The 12,709-nt window shown below is 58.9% G+C and carries 13 protein-coding genes; 5 read left to right on the forward strand and 8 right to left on the reverse strand.

Annotation, left to right across the window (positions count from 1 at the left end; translation table 11 throughout):
- Window position 1: 1 nt before the first annotated feature.
- Together G6R15_RS07400 and G6R15_RS07405 are read right to left on the reverse strand one after the other, a co-directional pair.
- Window positions 2-667 carry an alpha/beta hydrolase gene (locus G6R15_RS07400; RefSeq protein ID WP_164659136.1) on the reverse strand — a complete coding sequence of 222 codons (666 nt, stop codon included), beginning with the start codon at window positions 665-667 and terminating at the stop codon, window positions 2-4.
- Complete coding sequence (locus tag G6R15_RS07405) at window positions 664-1,305, reverse strand: DNA-3-methyladenine glycosylase (RefSeq protein WP_240336679.1); 642 nt, start codon at window positions 1,303-1,305, stop codon at window positions 664-666. The genes G6R15_RS07400 and G6R15_RS07405 overlap by 4 nt, the downstream gene beginning before the upstream one ends.
- Window positions 1,306-1,392: 87 nt before the next feature.
- On the opposite strand from G6R15_RS07405, the gene G6R15_RS07410 reads away from it, so the two are divergent.
- Window positions 1,393-2,622 carry an MFS transporter gene (locus tag G6R15_RS07410; RefSeq protein WP_164659138.1) on the forward strand — a complete coding sequence of 410 codons (1,230 nt, stop codon included), beginning with the start codon at window positions 1,393-1,395 and terminating at the stop codon, window positions 2,620-2,622.
- A 159-nt stretch (window positions 2,623-2,781) separates the two neighbouring features.
- Here the strand turns inward: G6R15_RS07410 and G6R15_RS07415 are convergent, their stop codons facing one another.
- The 4 genes from G6R15_RS07415 to cysS all read right to left on the reverse strand — a co-directional run bounded on the left by G6R15_RS07415 (window position 2,782) and on the right by cysS (window position 7,361).
- Window positions 2,782-3,204 (reverse strand): MarR family winged helix-turn-helix transcriptional regulator, encoded by a 423-nt coding sequence (locus G6R15_RS07415; RefSeq protein WP_164659139.1) that lies wholly within the window; start codon window positions 3,202-3,204, stop codon window positions 2,782-2,784.
- Between the two features lie 81 nt (window positions 3,205-3,285).
- Window positions 3,286-4,062: a squalene/phytoene synthase family protein gene (locus G6R15_RS07420; RefSeq protein WP_164659140.1), complete on the reverse strand. Its 777-nt coding sequence runs from the start codon at window positions 4,060-4,062 to the stop codon at window positions 3,286-3,288.
- Between the two features lie 24 nt (window positions 4,063-4,086).
- Window positions 4,087-5,703, reverse strand: coding sequence for a citramalate synthase (gene cimA / locus G6R15_RS07425; protein WP_164659141.1), 1,617 nt, complete (start codon window positions 5,701-5,703; stop codon window positions 4,087-4,089).
- Between the two features lie 110 nt (window positions 5,704-5,813).
- Complete coding sequence (gene cysS / locus G6R15_RS07430; RefSeq protein WP_164659142.1) at window positions 5,814-7,361, reverse strand: cysteine--tRNA ligase; 1,548 nt, start codon at window positions 7,359-7,361, stop codon at window positions 5,814-5,816.
- Window positions 7,362-7,587: 226 nt separating this feature from the next.
- Between cysS and G6R15_RS07435 the strand changes: the two genes are divergently transcribed.
- The 3 genes from G6R15_RS07435 (at window position 7,588) to G6R15_RS07445 (ending at window position 9,774) form a co-directional block, all read left to right on the forward strand.
- Window positions 7,588-7,932, forward strand: a complete 345-nt coding sequence (locus tag G6R15_RS07435) for an MmcQ/YjbR family DNA-binding protein (RefSeq protein WP_164659143.1) — start codon at window positions 7,588-7,590, stop codon at window positions 7,930-7,932.
- 196 nt (window positions 7,933-8,128) lie between these two features.
- Window positions 8,129-8,506 carry a VOC family protein gene (locus tag G6R15_RS07440; protein WP_164659144.1) on the forward strand — a complete coding sequence of 126 codons (378 nt, stop codon included), beginning with the start codon at window positions 8,129-8,131 and terminating at the stop codon, window positions 8,504-8,506.
- 80 nt (window positions 8,507-8,586) lie between these two features.
- Entirely contained in the window at window positions 8,587-9,774 is a 1,188-nt protein-coding gene (locus tag G6R15_RS07445) for a pyridoxal phosphate-dependent aminotransferase (protein ID WP_164659145.1), read from the forward strand.
- 55 nt (window positions 9,775-9,829) lie between these two features.
- Here G6R15_RS07445 and G6R15_RS07450 read toward each other — a convergent pair whose 3' ends face one another.
- Window positions 9,830-10,348, reverse strand: a complete 519-nt coding sequence (locus tag G6R15_RS07450; RefSeq protein WP_164659146.1) for an outer membrane protein — start codon at window positions 10,346-10,348, stop codon at window positions 9,830-9,832.
- Window positions 10,349-10,754: 406 nt separating this feature from the next.
- Here G6R15_RS07450 and G6R15_RS07455 point away from each other — a divergent pair, with 406 nt between their 5' ends.
- On the forward strand, window positions 10,755-12,299 hold the full coding sequence (locus G6R15_RS07455) for a trimethylamine methyltransferase family protein (RefSeq protein WP_164659147.1): 1,545 nt from the start codon (window positions 10,755-10,757) through the stop codon (window positions 12,297-12,299).
- A 67-nt stretch (window positions 12,300-12,366) separates the two neighbouring features.
- Here the strand turns inward: G6R15_RS07455 and G6R15_RS07460 are convergent, their stop codons facing one another.
- Window positions 12,367-12,606 (reverse strand): hypothetical protein, encoded by a 240-nt coding sequence (locus G6R15_RS07460; protein ID WP_164659148.1) that lies wholly within the window; start codon window positions 12,604-12,606, stop codon window positions 12,367-12,369.
- Window positions 12,607-12,709: the final 103 nt, after the last annotated feature.

Consider the following 12,709-nt stretch of genomic DNA (forward strand, 5'->3'; position numbering starts at 1 on the left):
GTTAGAGGCTCAGCTTGTCACGCATAAAGGCCAACGCGACGCTCAGCCCGTCCGGCGCAATACCGTGGCCTGTGCCCTTCATGACGTGCGCAAAGACTTCTTTGAACTCTGCAGCTTGCAGCGCCTCGGCTGCCTCGGGCAGCGATTGCGGAGGTACCACATCGTCAGCATCGCCATGCACCAACAAGATTGGCATCCGGCTGACAACCTCGTCCTCTAACGTTTCGGGGCTGAGCAACCGGCCCGAGAAAGCCACGATCCCGGCAACGGGATCTTCGCGGCGCGGTGCCACGTGCAGGCTCATCATCGTGCCTTGGCTGAAGCCGAACAAAACCACCTGCTCGGGCAGAACATCCTCGTCCACCATCAGCGCGTCCAGAAAAGCATTGAAGTCATCGACCGCTGACGCCATGCCGCGCATCGCTTCTTCCTCGGACGAGCCATCGATCCAGGGAATTGGGAACCACTGAAACCCATTGGGCATTCCGGGGATCTGCTCGGGCGCATCGGGCGACACAAACAGAGTATCCGGCAGATGTTCGGCCAAAGGATCGGCCAGCCCCAGCAAATCGGCGCCGTTGGCCCCATAGCCGTGCACGAACACCACAACCGAGCGTGTACTGCTCGAAATCGGCTCCTTGCGAAGCGCGTTCAAAACTCTGGTCATCTGATACCTTCCCTGTCTTTGGCAACGCGGTAATAGGCCCACAAAACCCGCGCTGCAACCGAGCGCCATGGAGACCATGCTTCGGCGATGGCCCGCATCTCTTTTTCCTTTGGTCGATCCGGCAAGTTATAAAGAACCCGCGCGGCCTCTTGCAGGGCCAGGTCACCGTGCGCAAAGACGTCTGCCCGCCCCAGCGAAAACATTGCATAGATCTCGGCCGTCCAAACACCAATGCCTGAAACTTCGGTCAAAACCGCAATTACCTCGTCATCGGCTGCGATTCGCAAGGCTTTGAAATCAATGCGAGCCTCGGCCATCGCGCGCGCGTAACGCATTTTCTGGCGGCTCAAACCTGCGGCGCGCAGGTCGTTGTCGGTGGCCCACATAATCTTGCGCGGCCCGGTCAGGCGCGCTTCTTTCATACGTTTCCAGATCGCATTGGCAGAGGCAACGCTCACTTGCTGGCTGACAATTGCACTCAGGAGCTGTTCAAACCCGTCCGGTCTGCGGCGGAGGGGCAACGGCCCGGTTTGATCCATGGCAAAAGCCATGCGTGGGCAGGCTTCTCGCAACCAATCCGCACCCTCAATGACACACTCTGGCGTTTCAATAATGCGTCCGATGTTGGTCATATTCATCCCTAACCAGCCGTCCTGCACCCTACCTGCATCACACCACGTTTCAACCCGCTTGTGCGCAAACAATTTCAAGGTTACGCATGCGACATGACCATGACCGCTGCCCCGACCCCATCACCTACAGATGACAGCCGCGCCAAGCGCAATGTTGCTGTTCTTGTCGCCGCCCAAGCCTTGCTGGGGGCGCAGATGCCGATGATCTTCACGATTGGAGGCCTGGCAGGTCAGTCGCTGGCCAGCAACGTTTGCCTCGCCACCTTGCCGATCTCGCTGATCGTTCTGGGGTCGATGCTGACGGCCACGCCAATTTCAGCGATCATGCAGAAATGGGGCCGTCGTTCAGGCTTTTTGATCGGCAGTGCCGGAGGGGCCGCGGGCGGTCTGGTCGGAGCCTATGGCCTTTATCTGGGATCATTCCCGATTTTCCTGCTCGGCAGTTTCCTGACCGGAATCTACATGAGCGCGCAAGGGTTCTATCGCTTTGCAGCCGCAGACACCGCGTCCGAGGCATTTCGCCCCAAAGCGATTTCCTATGTTATGGCGGGCGGACTGGTGTCCGCCGTCATTGGCCCGCAGTTGGTCAAGGCCACCAGCCAGGCCTTTGTGGTGCCCTTTATGGGCACATATCTGACGGTGATCGCGATCAATATCATCGGCTCGCTCCTGTTCTTTTTCATAAACATTCCCAAACCCGAAGCCCCGGCAGAAGACGCCCCGAAGGGTCGTACCCGGTGGGAGCTGATCACCACTCCACGCATCGCGGTCGCCGTAATCTGTGCCATGGTGTCTTATGCGCTGATGAACTTGGTCATGACCTCGACCCCCTTGGCGGTCGTGGGCTGCGGCTATACCGAAGGAGATGCTGCGGATGTTGTAACCAGCCACGTCTTGGCAATGTTTGCACCCAGCTTTTTCACCGGCCACCTAATCGCCCGCTTCGGCGTGGAAAAGATCGTGGCCACCGGCCTTGTCATCCTCGCCGGTGCCGGCGCCGTAGCCCTGCAAGGCGTAGACATCGGCAATTTCTTCATCGCTTTGATCCTGCTGGGGCTTGGCTGGAACTTTGGGTTCATCGGGGCCACCACCATGCTGGCAGGTGCACATGAACCGCACGAACGGGGTCGTATGCAAGGCCTGAATGACCTGTTGGTGTTTGGCGGTGTGACCGTAGCCTCGCTCGCTTCGGGCGGGTTGATGAACTGCTCGGGCGGCTCACCGACCGAGGGGTGGACAGCCGTTAACCTGGCGATGGGTCCCTTCTTGGTGTTGGCAGGCGGCGCGTTGATCTGGCTGGTTTTGCGTCCGAAAGAGGCCTAATGCTAGATCTCGAGACGCTCCCGCCCTCGCTACATGCCCTGACGGGCCCTTGCTCAGTTGGGCCAAGCGCCTCGCCTGCGGCGCGGCGCGGCACCGCGATACGGAACCGGATGACTTCCGCGGTATTCGTCGACCGGTTAATGCGGCAACTGACGTGCGTCAGTTCTTGCGAGACACACCATTGACAATGTCGAGACATCCCGTCTCGATCGCGGATAGCATGCCTGCATCAATGTGCGGACGGTAGATAACCCACATCCGGGCACGTATCTCACGCCCTTTGGCCGTGATCCGCAGAACCTTGCCACGCCTGTCATCTGCGGCCTTCTCGCGCGTCAGCAGCCCCTCTTCAGCCATACGCACCACCTGGCGCGAAAAGCTGGATTGATCGAACAACAATCGCTCTTCCAACCGGACCGGGCGCAACCCATCGGGATGCTGCTCCAATTCCCACAGGACATCGTACCAATTGAGCTTAGGCAGACCCGCGGTAACAAGCGCGCGCTCAACATCGCGATAAATACGTGTCCTTACCCGATTGAGGGCAATCCAAGCCCGTTCGCGCGTCTCGAAATCAGTCACATGGGCCCCTTTGAGGTGAACCGTGTCATTTCAAGGAAAATACATCCATATTCGAAATGTTTGAACAAGCCCCATTGCAATTCACCACCGTCCACTGGCCGCAACCCAAGCCAAGTGCAGGCGAGTGCTGACCTCACCGAGCGCCAAATCCCCTGCAGCAACGCTTCCGGGATTAGCAATCGCCCGTTTCAACACACTCTCTGCCTGCCATCCCGCCAACAACGCTGCACGCGCCGGAGCAGATACGGCCCACCGATTGGTCCGCGCCTTGACCAGCCGGTCTAACGCCCTTTCCGCCAACGTTCTCACAGCATTCGGCGTGCCATCAAGCAACGGTATCCGCCCGCGTGCCTCTAGCTCAGGGATGGCTCGCAACCATCCCGCGATACCGACTGCGTAGGCAAAATCCTGTACGACCTCACCCTCAGCAGGACCCAGGGCCTGAGCCGCTGCCACCATCAGATTGCCGGAACTGCAAGTGATGTAACGATCGAAATGCCCACCATCCTCGAAAGGATCTTTGTATACATCCCAACGCCTTACAGAAACATACTCGTCCAAGATTGCTGCCAGATGCGGAGACAGGACACCGGCCAGGGGCGTCACGACTTCATGCCGCCGTACAGGGCCACCATCTGCGATTTCCTGCAGGGCGTCCCGCCACCACTGCAGGCGCATTTCAGCGATCATCGGCTCTTGCGTAACCCACGGGGCGCGCGTGACTTCGACGTTCAGGGCATAGAGCGGAAAGAGCACCGCCCGCGCCGCCACGGGCGCAGCCATCGCCGCGCGAAACCGCTCGGGGTCTGCCTTTTCGACCAGGGCCGCGCAGGCGTTCAGATCCGCATCAAATTCCATAATCTGCTGCTCCTGCGACGATGCTCAACCCGCGACGTCGCGGATCAATTTCCATTGGATCGCGTCCAGCAGCGCCTCAAACGAGGCGTCAACGATATTTGCACTGACCCCGACAGTCGACCAATGTCGCCCCTGCCCGTCTTCGCTGTCGATAATGACGCGCGTGACGGCCTCGGTCCCGCCTTGGGTGATCCGTACCTTGAAATCGACCAGCTTCATGTCACTTAAGGCCGCAGAGTACTGCCCCAGATCCTTGGCCAGCGCCTTGGCCAGCGCGTTCACCGGTCCCCGGTCGCTGCCAGTGTCATCCATGCTTTCGCTGACCGAGAGCTTTTTCTCGCCATCCACCTTCACCACGACAACCGCCTCGGACAGGCTGACCATCTTGTTGTATTTGTTCTTGCGCCGCTCGACCGTGACCTTGTAGCGCTTGACCTCAAAGAACCGCGGCAACTGCCCCAACTCTTCGCGCGCCAACAGCTCGAAGCTCGCCTGCGCGGTGTCATAGGAATACCCTTCGCCTTCGCGCATCTTGATCCGTTCCAGAATGCGGCCCAAGGCGGGGTCGCCCTTTTCCACGCTCATACCCGCATCCGCCAGACGCTTACGCAGGTTCGACTGTCCGGCCTGGTTCGACATCGGGATGATACGCGCATTACCGACCACGCTGGGGTCGACGTGTTCATAGGTCGACGGGTCCTTGAGGATCGCGCTCGCATGCAGCCCTGCCTTATGCGCAAAAGCCGAGGCCCCCACGTAAGCCGCCTGTTTCGATGGCACCCGGTTCAGGATGTCATCGAGCATCCGGCTGATGCGCGTCAATTCGGCCAGCGCTTCATGGCTCACGCCGATCTCGAACGTGCTGGCATAAGGCTCCTTCAGCAGCAGCGTCGGGATCAGCGCAGTCAGATTGGCGTTGCCGCAGCGTTCGCCAAGGCCGTTGAGCGTCCCCTGGATCTGCCGCGCGCCTGCGTCCACCGCTGCCAGCGAGCAGGCCACCGCCTGTTCGGTGTCGTTGTGGGTGTGGATGCCCAGCCGGTCGCCGGGAATTCCGGCGGTGATGACTTCGGACACGATCCGGCCCACTTCGGACGGTAATGCACCGCCATTGGTGTCACACAGAACGATCCACCGCGCGCCAGCCTCCAGCGCCGCCTTGCAGACCGAGATCGCATATTCGGGGTTGTCCTTGTAGCCGTCAAAGAAATGCTCGGCATCATACAACGCCTCGCGGTCCTGTCCGACGATATGTGCCATGGATGCGGCGACATTGTCGGTGTTTTCTTCCAACGGAATGCCAAGCGCTTCGGTCACGTGGTAGTCATGCGATTTACCGACCAGACAGACAGCACCCGTGCCCGCGTTCAGCACCGCCGCCAGCACATCGTCATTGGCGGCTGAGCGGCCCGAGCGTTTGGTCATGCCAAAGGCGGTCAGCATCGAGCGGGTCTTTGGGACCTCGTCAAAAAAGGCGCTGTCAGTGGGGTTCGCCCCGGGCCAGCCGCCTTCAATGTAGTCAATACCAAGGGAATCGAGCGCCTGTGTAATCTGCACCTTCTCGGCGGTCGAGAATTGCACGCCCTGCGTCTGCTGCCCGTCACGCAGGGTGGTGTCATAAAGATAAAGGCGTTCCTTGGTCATTCTTCTGGCTCTCTGGCTAGATCGGGCAGTGCCCGGCCGCGGGTGGGTGCAAAGCGCCCGCCCATGGGGGCGGTCGGGCGCTGCCCGGGCTAGCCCGGGCGGGACAGTGGCTAGATGTTCTCCAGTTTCGAAGAATCAAAATCTGAAGCGGGAACTAGCTCAACAGAATCTCGACTCATCCTCACCTCCAAGCCTGCGTTAACAAGCACTGATTTGAAATCATCCAACTCTGAAAAGTTCTTTGTTTGCATTGCATCAGATCGTAGTTCTTGAAAACGCAGAGCCAGCTCAACAAGCGTTTCGGCAATTCGTTCAGAAACGTTGTCGGAAACTTCTAACCCAACGTTTGCCCCAATGTTGCTCCCAAGCGTAGTCATATGAAACTGCTGGAACTTCTCAACAATTCTCTCGGGAGCGAAACCCAAAATCTCTAACGCCGCCGCCAGCTCGGAAATTTGAGCATTCTTTAAGTACTTTCGGACGTGAGTAATCGCGAGCGGCGTATTCAGATCGTCCGCAAGTGCACTCAAAAACTCTTGAGGTAGTTCACCAAAGGATTGATTGGGCCGGTTTTTTTCAAGTCCCGGACGACCAAGAACTTGAGCTATTTTGGTAAGCGTCTGTCGTGCCTCCTTTGCCTTCTTCTCAGTCCAATCCATCGGCTTGCGATAGTGGGTCTGCAAAAACACAAAGCGGATCACCTCACCCGGCACGCCCTGATCCAACAGGTCGCGGACGGTGAAGAAGTTGCCAAGCGACTTGGACATCTTTTTGCCCTCGACCTGCAGCATCTCGTTGTGCAGCCAGTAGTTAGCGAAAGTATCGTCTCCATGCGCGCAGCAGCTTTGCGCAATCTCGTTTTCGTGGTGCGGGAACATCAAGTCATTACCGCCCCCATGAATGTCGAAAGTATGGGGCTTAGCCAATGCCGCTTCTGAAAGAAGGCCCCGTTCAAGCGGCTGTTTCCACAGTAGATCTTCGGCCATAGCCGAGCATTCGATGTGCCAGCCCGGACGGCCCCGGCCCCAAGGGCTGTCCCAACCGGGCTGTTCATCGGTCGACGGTTTCCACAGCACAAAGTCCATCGGGTTCTTTTTATACGGCGCGACTTCGACCCGCGCGCCTGCGATCATGTCATCGACCGAGCGGCCCGAAAGTTTGCCGTAATGTTCTTTCCATGAATCCACGGCAAACAGCACGTGCCCCTCGGCAGCATAGGCATGACCTTTGGCGATCAGGTCTTCGTTCATCGCAATCATCTGGGCAATGTACTGTGTTGCGCGCGGCATGTGGTTGGGTTCCATCGCCCCCAACGCGCCCATATCCTTTAGATACCAATCAATGGTCTCTTCGGTTCGTTCGCGCACCAACTCTTCTAATGTGCCCGCGGCTCCGGCCTCTTTGCGGGTCTGGGCAGTGGCGTTGATCTTGTCGTCCACGTCGGTGAAGTTGCGCACGTATTTGACGTGTTCCGCGCCAAAAACATGACGCAGCAAACGATAGAGTACGTCAAACACCACCACGGGACGTGCGTTGCCCAGATGGGCGCGGTCATAGACAGTGGGCCCACAGACATACATCCGCACGTTTTCAGGATCGATCGGAACAAAATCCTCTTTTGTCCGGCTCTTGGTGTTGTGCAGTTTGATCGTCGTCATGTCTTTGATCCTCAGGAACAGGCTCGGGTCACCACAGGGCGCTTATGGCCGCGGGCTTAGCAAGTTGTCTTGTAAATGAAAACGAAAGAAACCAGCCCGCGACGATGTCAGCAGGTAATGCAGCAGATAATGATGCAAATGGTCTGGTTCATGTGTCCCGCATAACATGGCCCGATCAATCCGCCAAGTCTTGAGTGAACGTCTTCCTTAAGTCACACTGCCGAACATGAGCCGAGAGATCGTCAATGCCATCTGTGAACCCTTTCCCGGAGCCGAACTGTCGGACCCCTGGGGTGGTGGTCATGATGCGTGGAAGGTGGGCGGCAAGATGTTTGCTTGTGTGGGCTCGATGGGCGACGGGGTTTCGGTCAAGACACCTGACATCGAGACGGCGCAGATGCTGATCGAGGCCGGTGTCGGCGTGAAAGCCCCCTATTTCCACCGCAGCTGGATCAGGTTGCCGTGGGACACGGACGCGGACGAAATGCGCCACCGTCTTGAGGCGAGCTATGACATTGTGCGGTCCGGGTTGACCAAAAAGCTGCAGGCGACCCTGGCACCCCGCGCCTGACGTACGGCTATTCGCAGATGCAGAAAATCAACCTGCATTTGGCGTGTGCTAAGCGTGCACACCCCGTGCACCGCCACCACGTAGAAACACGAGCGCGCGCCAGTGCGTTGCATCCAAACTCTTCCGTATTGACCTCAACCCGACTTGAGGCACTAGGCTCCTTCCACCTGCCCGAATTCACCATCAAGGAGCGATCATGAAATTCACCACCGCTGGCGTGATCCTTTTCACCCACAACTACGACGCCTGCGTCGACTTCTATGGCCGCGTGCTTGGGCTGGACATGTCGCATCGCATAGATCGGGCTGGCGAGCAGCTCACGACCTTTCGGCTGGGGGATACCTATCTGATGGTGGAAGAGGGTGGTGTTGGATCTGCACACGCAAAGACGATTGGCCAAAACCCAACGAAATTCCGGTTTAACGTTCCAGATGTCGCAGTGTCCGTGCAGGAGCTGAAGGATCGGGGGATTACCCCCAAGGTCTGCCACCACGGTTGGGGCACCACCGCAGAATTCACCGACCCGGACGGGAACCGCTGTGCACTGCGTTCTGACGATGGGTTTGGAATTTGAGCCGACCCTGGCAGAACTGGAATTGACAAATCAGCGCGGCTCTGCCCCTCTCCGCCGGTGGCCAGTTGAGGGAGACAAACATGCAGCTGTCGCATCGCATCACACATTTGACCGGCGGAGGGTCGGACGGCTGGGACGTGTTTTATCGTGCCCGCCGGATGAAGGCCGAGGGCGTTCCGGTTACCGAGCTCACCATCGGCGAGCATGACATAGGCACGCACGCGTCGATTCTGGCGGCGATGAATGCGTCGGCCAAAGGCGGCCATACAGGTTATGCCATGGTGCCCGGTGTGGCCTCGTTGCGCGAAACCGTTGCGAAACGGATCGAAGAACAGACCGGCGTGCCGACCACAGCCGACAACGTGATGATCACCCCCGGTGGCCAGGCCGCGTTGTTTGCGGCCCACGCCGCGACCTGCAATGCTGGCGATACTGCGCTTTATCTTGATCCCTACTACGCGACCTATCCCGGCACGATCCGGGGTGTGGGTGCTGTCGCCAAGGCGGTTCAAACCCATGCCGAAGACGCATTCCAACCCCGTGCAGCAGACATCGACGCCGCAGCTGAAGGCGCAGTATCTCTACTGATCAATTCGCCCAACAACCCCACCGGCGTTGTCTATTCCCGCCAAACGCTGGACGGGATCGCCGAAGTCTGCAAGGCGCGCGATCTGTGGCTGATTTCAGACGAGGTCTATGACACGCAAGTGTGGGAGGGCGAGCACATCTCGCCCCGCGCGCTGCCCGGCATGGCTGAACGCACGTTGGTGGTTGGCTCGATGTCGAAATCACACGCCATGACCGGTTCGCGCTGCGGCTGGATCGTAGGTCCGACCGAGGTGATCACTCATCTGATCAACCTGGCAACCCATACGACTTATGGCGTGCCCGGGTTCATTCAGGACGCTGCTGATTTTGCACTGAACGCGGGGGACGAGCTGGAAGCCGAAGTCGCCGCCCCATTCCGCCGCCGCAGGCTGTTGGCCAAGGACATCTTGGCCGGACAGAACACGATCAGCCTGGTGCCCGCGCAAGGCGCGATGTATCTGATGTTGGATGTCCGAGCGACGGGTATGAGCGGCGAAGACTTCGCCAATGCCTTGCTGGATGCCCACCACATTGCCGTCATGCCCGGCGAGAGTTTTGGTCAGGCTGCGGCCGGTCACATCCGGGTGGCGATGACGATCGCAGACGAGGAATTTGCCAAGGCGTTGCAAACGCTGTGTGCCTTTGCAACCGAGCGGGCCAACACGGTGGCCGCCCAGTAGCGAAAACCGGCGCGGTGGACATCGCCGCGCCGGGGTACTCGTTACGCTGAAAACTCTAGAACCGGAACGAGGCGCGCAGATTCACGGACGCCGAATCCAGATCCGATGTCGAGCTGCTCACATTGCTGAACTTGTGCTGCAAAACCTCACCGCTCACGGTGAACTGCTCGGTCACCTGATAAGCAACACCCAGACCGTAGACATAGCCGTTTTCGTTTCCCAGCGACGTATAGGCGCGCGAGGCCCCCACCACGGCATAGCCAAGCGCGGGGCCGAAGTCATAACCGCCCTTCAGTTTAAGGTTGGCCACATTGTCGACCGTGCCTCCACCTGCTGGCAGGCCAAGGTCAAAGCGAGTGACCTCTAATTCGCTACCAACGACGAAATCACCAAAGTCATAGTCATAGCCGATGTGACCGCCAAAGGTAGTCTCTTTGCCATCGGCTGCGCCAGGTCCGTCAACATCGGCATGTCCGATGCTGAAACCGGCATAAGGCCCAGTCCAATCCGCGGCCATGGCGGCAGGCGCGCCAAGCAGCGCGACTGAGGTTACTGCAGGAACCAAGAGTTTCATTTTACACTCCAATCTTCTTTGCACACCGCACGGGGATTACCGTTTAACAGCATACCTTTGCACCAATCCCCGTGCCGTGTGACAGTGAGATGGAAACGGATTCCAACTGCTTCAAGACGACTGACAGAAAGCGTGCAAGGTGCCGCGCAATTCCCGCAGGTTTTCGCGCATCGGGCGAAAACCTGCCCAAAATCACCGCTTTCAGCGTCGCAAATAGGACAGATCAGCCATGCACCTCTTGAAAAAATGGACCGAAGTTTAGGGGAGAGCCATGCAAGCAGAACAGAGTAAAATCTGTCTGGTGAGCCGCACCATTGGTGCGGATCGTGGCCGTGCCGCGCGGGGACGACCGGACCCGAGTTGATCTGAAGCAAAACTCCAGTCAACTCACATCGGACCAAATGACATGAACGACCAATCCCGATCCACTTTGCGCAGCGGCGGACGCGCCGCGCGCCGTGCTGCCCGTGCAGCCGCCCTGCCCGATCACCTGCGCCCCATTCGCCACGGCATGGAAAGCCGCGCGCTGAACCTGCTCAGCCAGCAGGATATGGAACGCATTCACTCTGCCGCGCTGGACGCTTTGGAAACCATCGGCCTGGCCGATGCACCCCAAAGCGGTATCGACTATCTGGTGGATGCAGGCTGCACCCTGGGCGACGATGGCCGCATTCGGTTCCCACGCGCCCTGGTCGAAGATATGCTGACCAAAGCAAACCGCGACGTCACGCTCTACAGCCGCGATGGCAAGACCGACCTTGATCTGACCGGCGCCAAAGTTCACTACGGCACCGCCGGGGCGGCTGTGTCGATGGTGGACCCCGATGGGCGCAATTATCGCGATTCAACGGTGCAGGATCTGCACGACGCCGCGCGCATCTGTCAGCACCTTGATAACATTCACTTTGTCCAACGCCCGATGGTGTGTCGTGACATCCCCGACAATCGCGAGATGGACCTGAACACGATCTATGCCTGCACATCCGGCACCTTCAAACATATCGGCACCTCGTTCACTGAGCCATCTTATGTGAAACCCGCACTGGAAATGCTGCACATGATTGCAGGCGGCGAGGACAAGTGGCGCGAACGGCCTTTCATGTCGAACTCGAACTGTTTTGTCGTACCACCGATGAAGTTCGCCACCGAGGCCTGCGAAGTGATGGAGGAATGCATCAAGGGCGGTATGCCGGTGCTGCTATTGTCAGCGGGCATGTCAGGAGCGACGGCGCCATCCACCGTGGCAGGCGCCATTGTGCAGGCGACCGCCGAATGTCTGGCCGGTCTGGTCTATGTCAACGCGGTCAAGCCGGGTCATCCGGCGATCATGGGCACATGGCCCTTTGGTCTGGACCTGCGCACCGGCGCGATGACCGTGGGGTCTGGCGAACAGGCGTTGTTGAGCGCAGGTTGCGCGCAGATGCACCGGTTCTATGACCTGCCGGGCGGGGCTGCGGCTGGCGCTGCGGATTCCAAGCTGCCCGATATGCAGGCCGGGTGGGAGCAGATGTGTTCGGCTGTCATGACCGGCCTGTCGGGGCTGAACATGGTGTACGAGGCTGCCGGCATGCACGCCTCGCTGCTTGGGTTCTGCTTTGAAAGCCTGATCTTAAGCGACGATCTGTTGGGACAAGCCTTGCGCTGTGTGCGCGGGATCGAGGTGACGGACGAAACCATGGCCCTGGACCAGATCGCCGAGGTTTGTCTGGGCGGCACGGGGCACTATCTGGGCACCGATGCCACGCTGAGCCGGATGCAGCAGGACTTTGTCTATCCCACGTTGGGCGATCGTACCTCGCCCAAGGAATGGGCAGAGTTGGACAAGCCCGATCTGGTGCAAAAGGCCACGGCCAAGAAGCTGCAGATCCTGGCGGAACGCTCGCCTGCAAACTTCTCACCCGATCTGGATCAGGCGATCCGCGCGGCATTCAACATTCACTTACCGTCGTAATTAACTGTAATATTTAACTTAATGGCGCACAGGTCTTAATTGAACTGCGCGCCTTACTCCTATCGGCCTAGCCGTCGGATTCAGGCAGCAGACCGGCCTTTTGCGCGGCGCCCACTTCTTCGCCGTCCAGAACACCATCGGCATTCTGATCCATCGCAACAAAGCTGCTGGCGTCCAGTTCAGGAAAGACGGCCTGCACCTCCTCCAGTGTCAGAACACCGTCGTCGTTGGCATCCGCCTGAGTGGCGGCCCACGCCGGGGCGGTCAAAAGAAGGCTGGCAATTGGCAGGGCTTTGATCAGTTTCATGAGGCACTCCTGTGTTTTTTTGGATGTCCGTTGATTGGACCCCCTTAGAAACAGGCAAACCAATCGCGCCGTCACTGGGGGACATGCAGATCGCAGAATTCCA

The sequence above is a fragment of the Tropicibacter sp. Alg240-R139 genome, assembly GCF_900537075.1.
Taxonomy (GTDB): domain Bacteria; phylum Pseudomonadota; class Alphaproteobacteria; order Rhodobacterales; family Rhodobacteraceae; genus Falsiruegeria.

Coding starts and splice junctions, on each gene's coding strand:
- G6R15_RS07440 (WP_164659144.1), top strand. CDS start 8,129: ATGAAATTCACCACCGCTGGCGTGATCCTTTTCACCCACAACTACGAC.
- cimA (WP_164659141.1), bottom strand. CDS start 5,703: ATGACCAAGGAACGCCTTTATCTTTATGACACCACCCTGCGTGACGGG.
- G6R15_RS07420 (WP_164659140.1), bottom strand. CDS start 4,062: ATGGAATTTGATGCGGATCTGAACGCCTGCGCGGCCCTGGTCGAAAAG.
- G6R15_RS07455 (WP_164659147.1), top strand. CDS start 10,755: ATGAACGACCAATCCCGATCCACTTTGCGCAGCGGCGGACGCGCCGCG.
- G6R15_RS07450 (WP_164659146.1), bottom strand. CDS start 10,348: ATGAAACTCTTGGTTCCTGCAGTAACCTCAGTCGCGCTGCTTGGCGCG.
- G6R15_RS07445 (WP_164659145.1), top strand. CDS start 8,587: ATGCAGCTGTCGCATCGCATCACACATTTGACCGGCGGAGGGTCGGAC.
- G6R15_RS07400 (WP_164659136.1), bottom strand. CDS start 667: ATGACCAGAGTTTTGAACGCGCTTCGCAAGGAGCCGATTTCGAGCAGT.
- cysS (WP_164659142.1), bottom strand. CDS start 7,361: ATGACGACGATCAAACTGCACAACACCAAGAGCCGGACAAAAGAGGAT.
- G6R15_RS07435 (WP_164659143.1), top strand. CDS start 7,588: ATGAGCCGAGAGATCGTCAATGCCATCTGTGAACCCTTTCCCGGAGCC.
- G6R15_RS07460 (WP_164659148.1), bottom strand. CDS start 12,606: ATGAAACTGATCAAAGCCCTGCCAATTGCCAGCCTTCTTTTGACCGCC.
- G6R15_RS07405 (WP_240336679.1), bottom strand. CDS start 1,305: ATGAATATGACCAACATCGGACGCATTATTGAAACGCCAGAGTGTGTC.
- G6R15_RS07410 (WP_164659138.1), top strand. CDS start 1,393: ATGACCATGACCGCTGCCCCGACCCCATCACCTACAGATGACAGCCGC.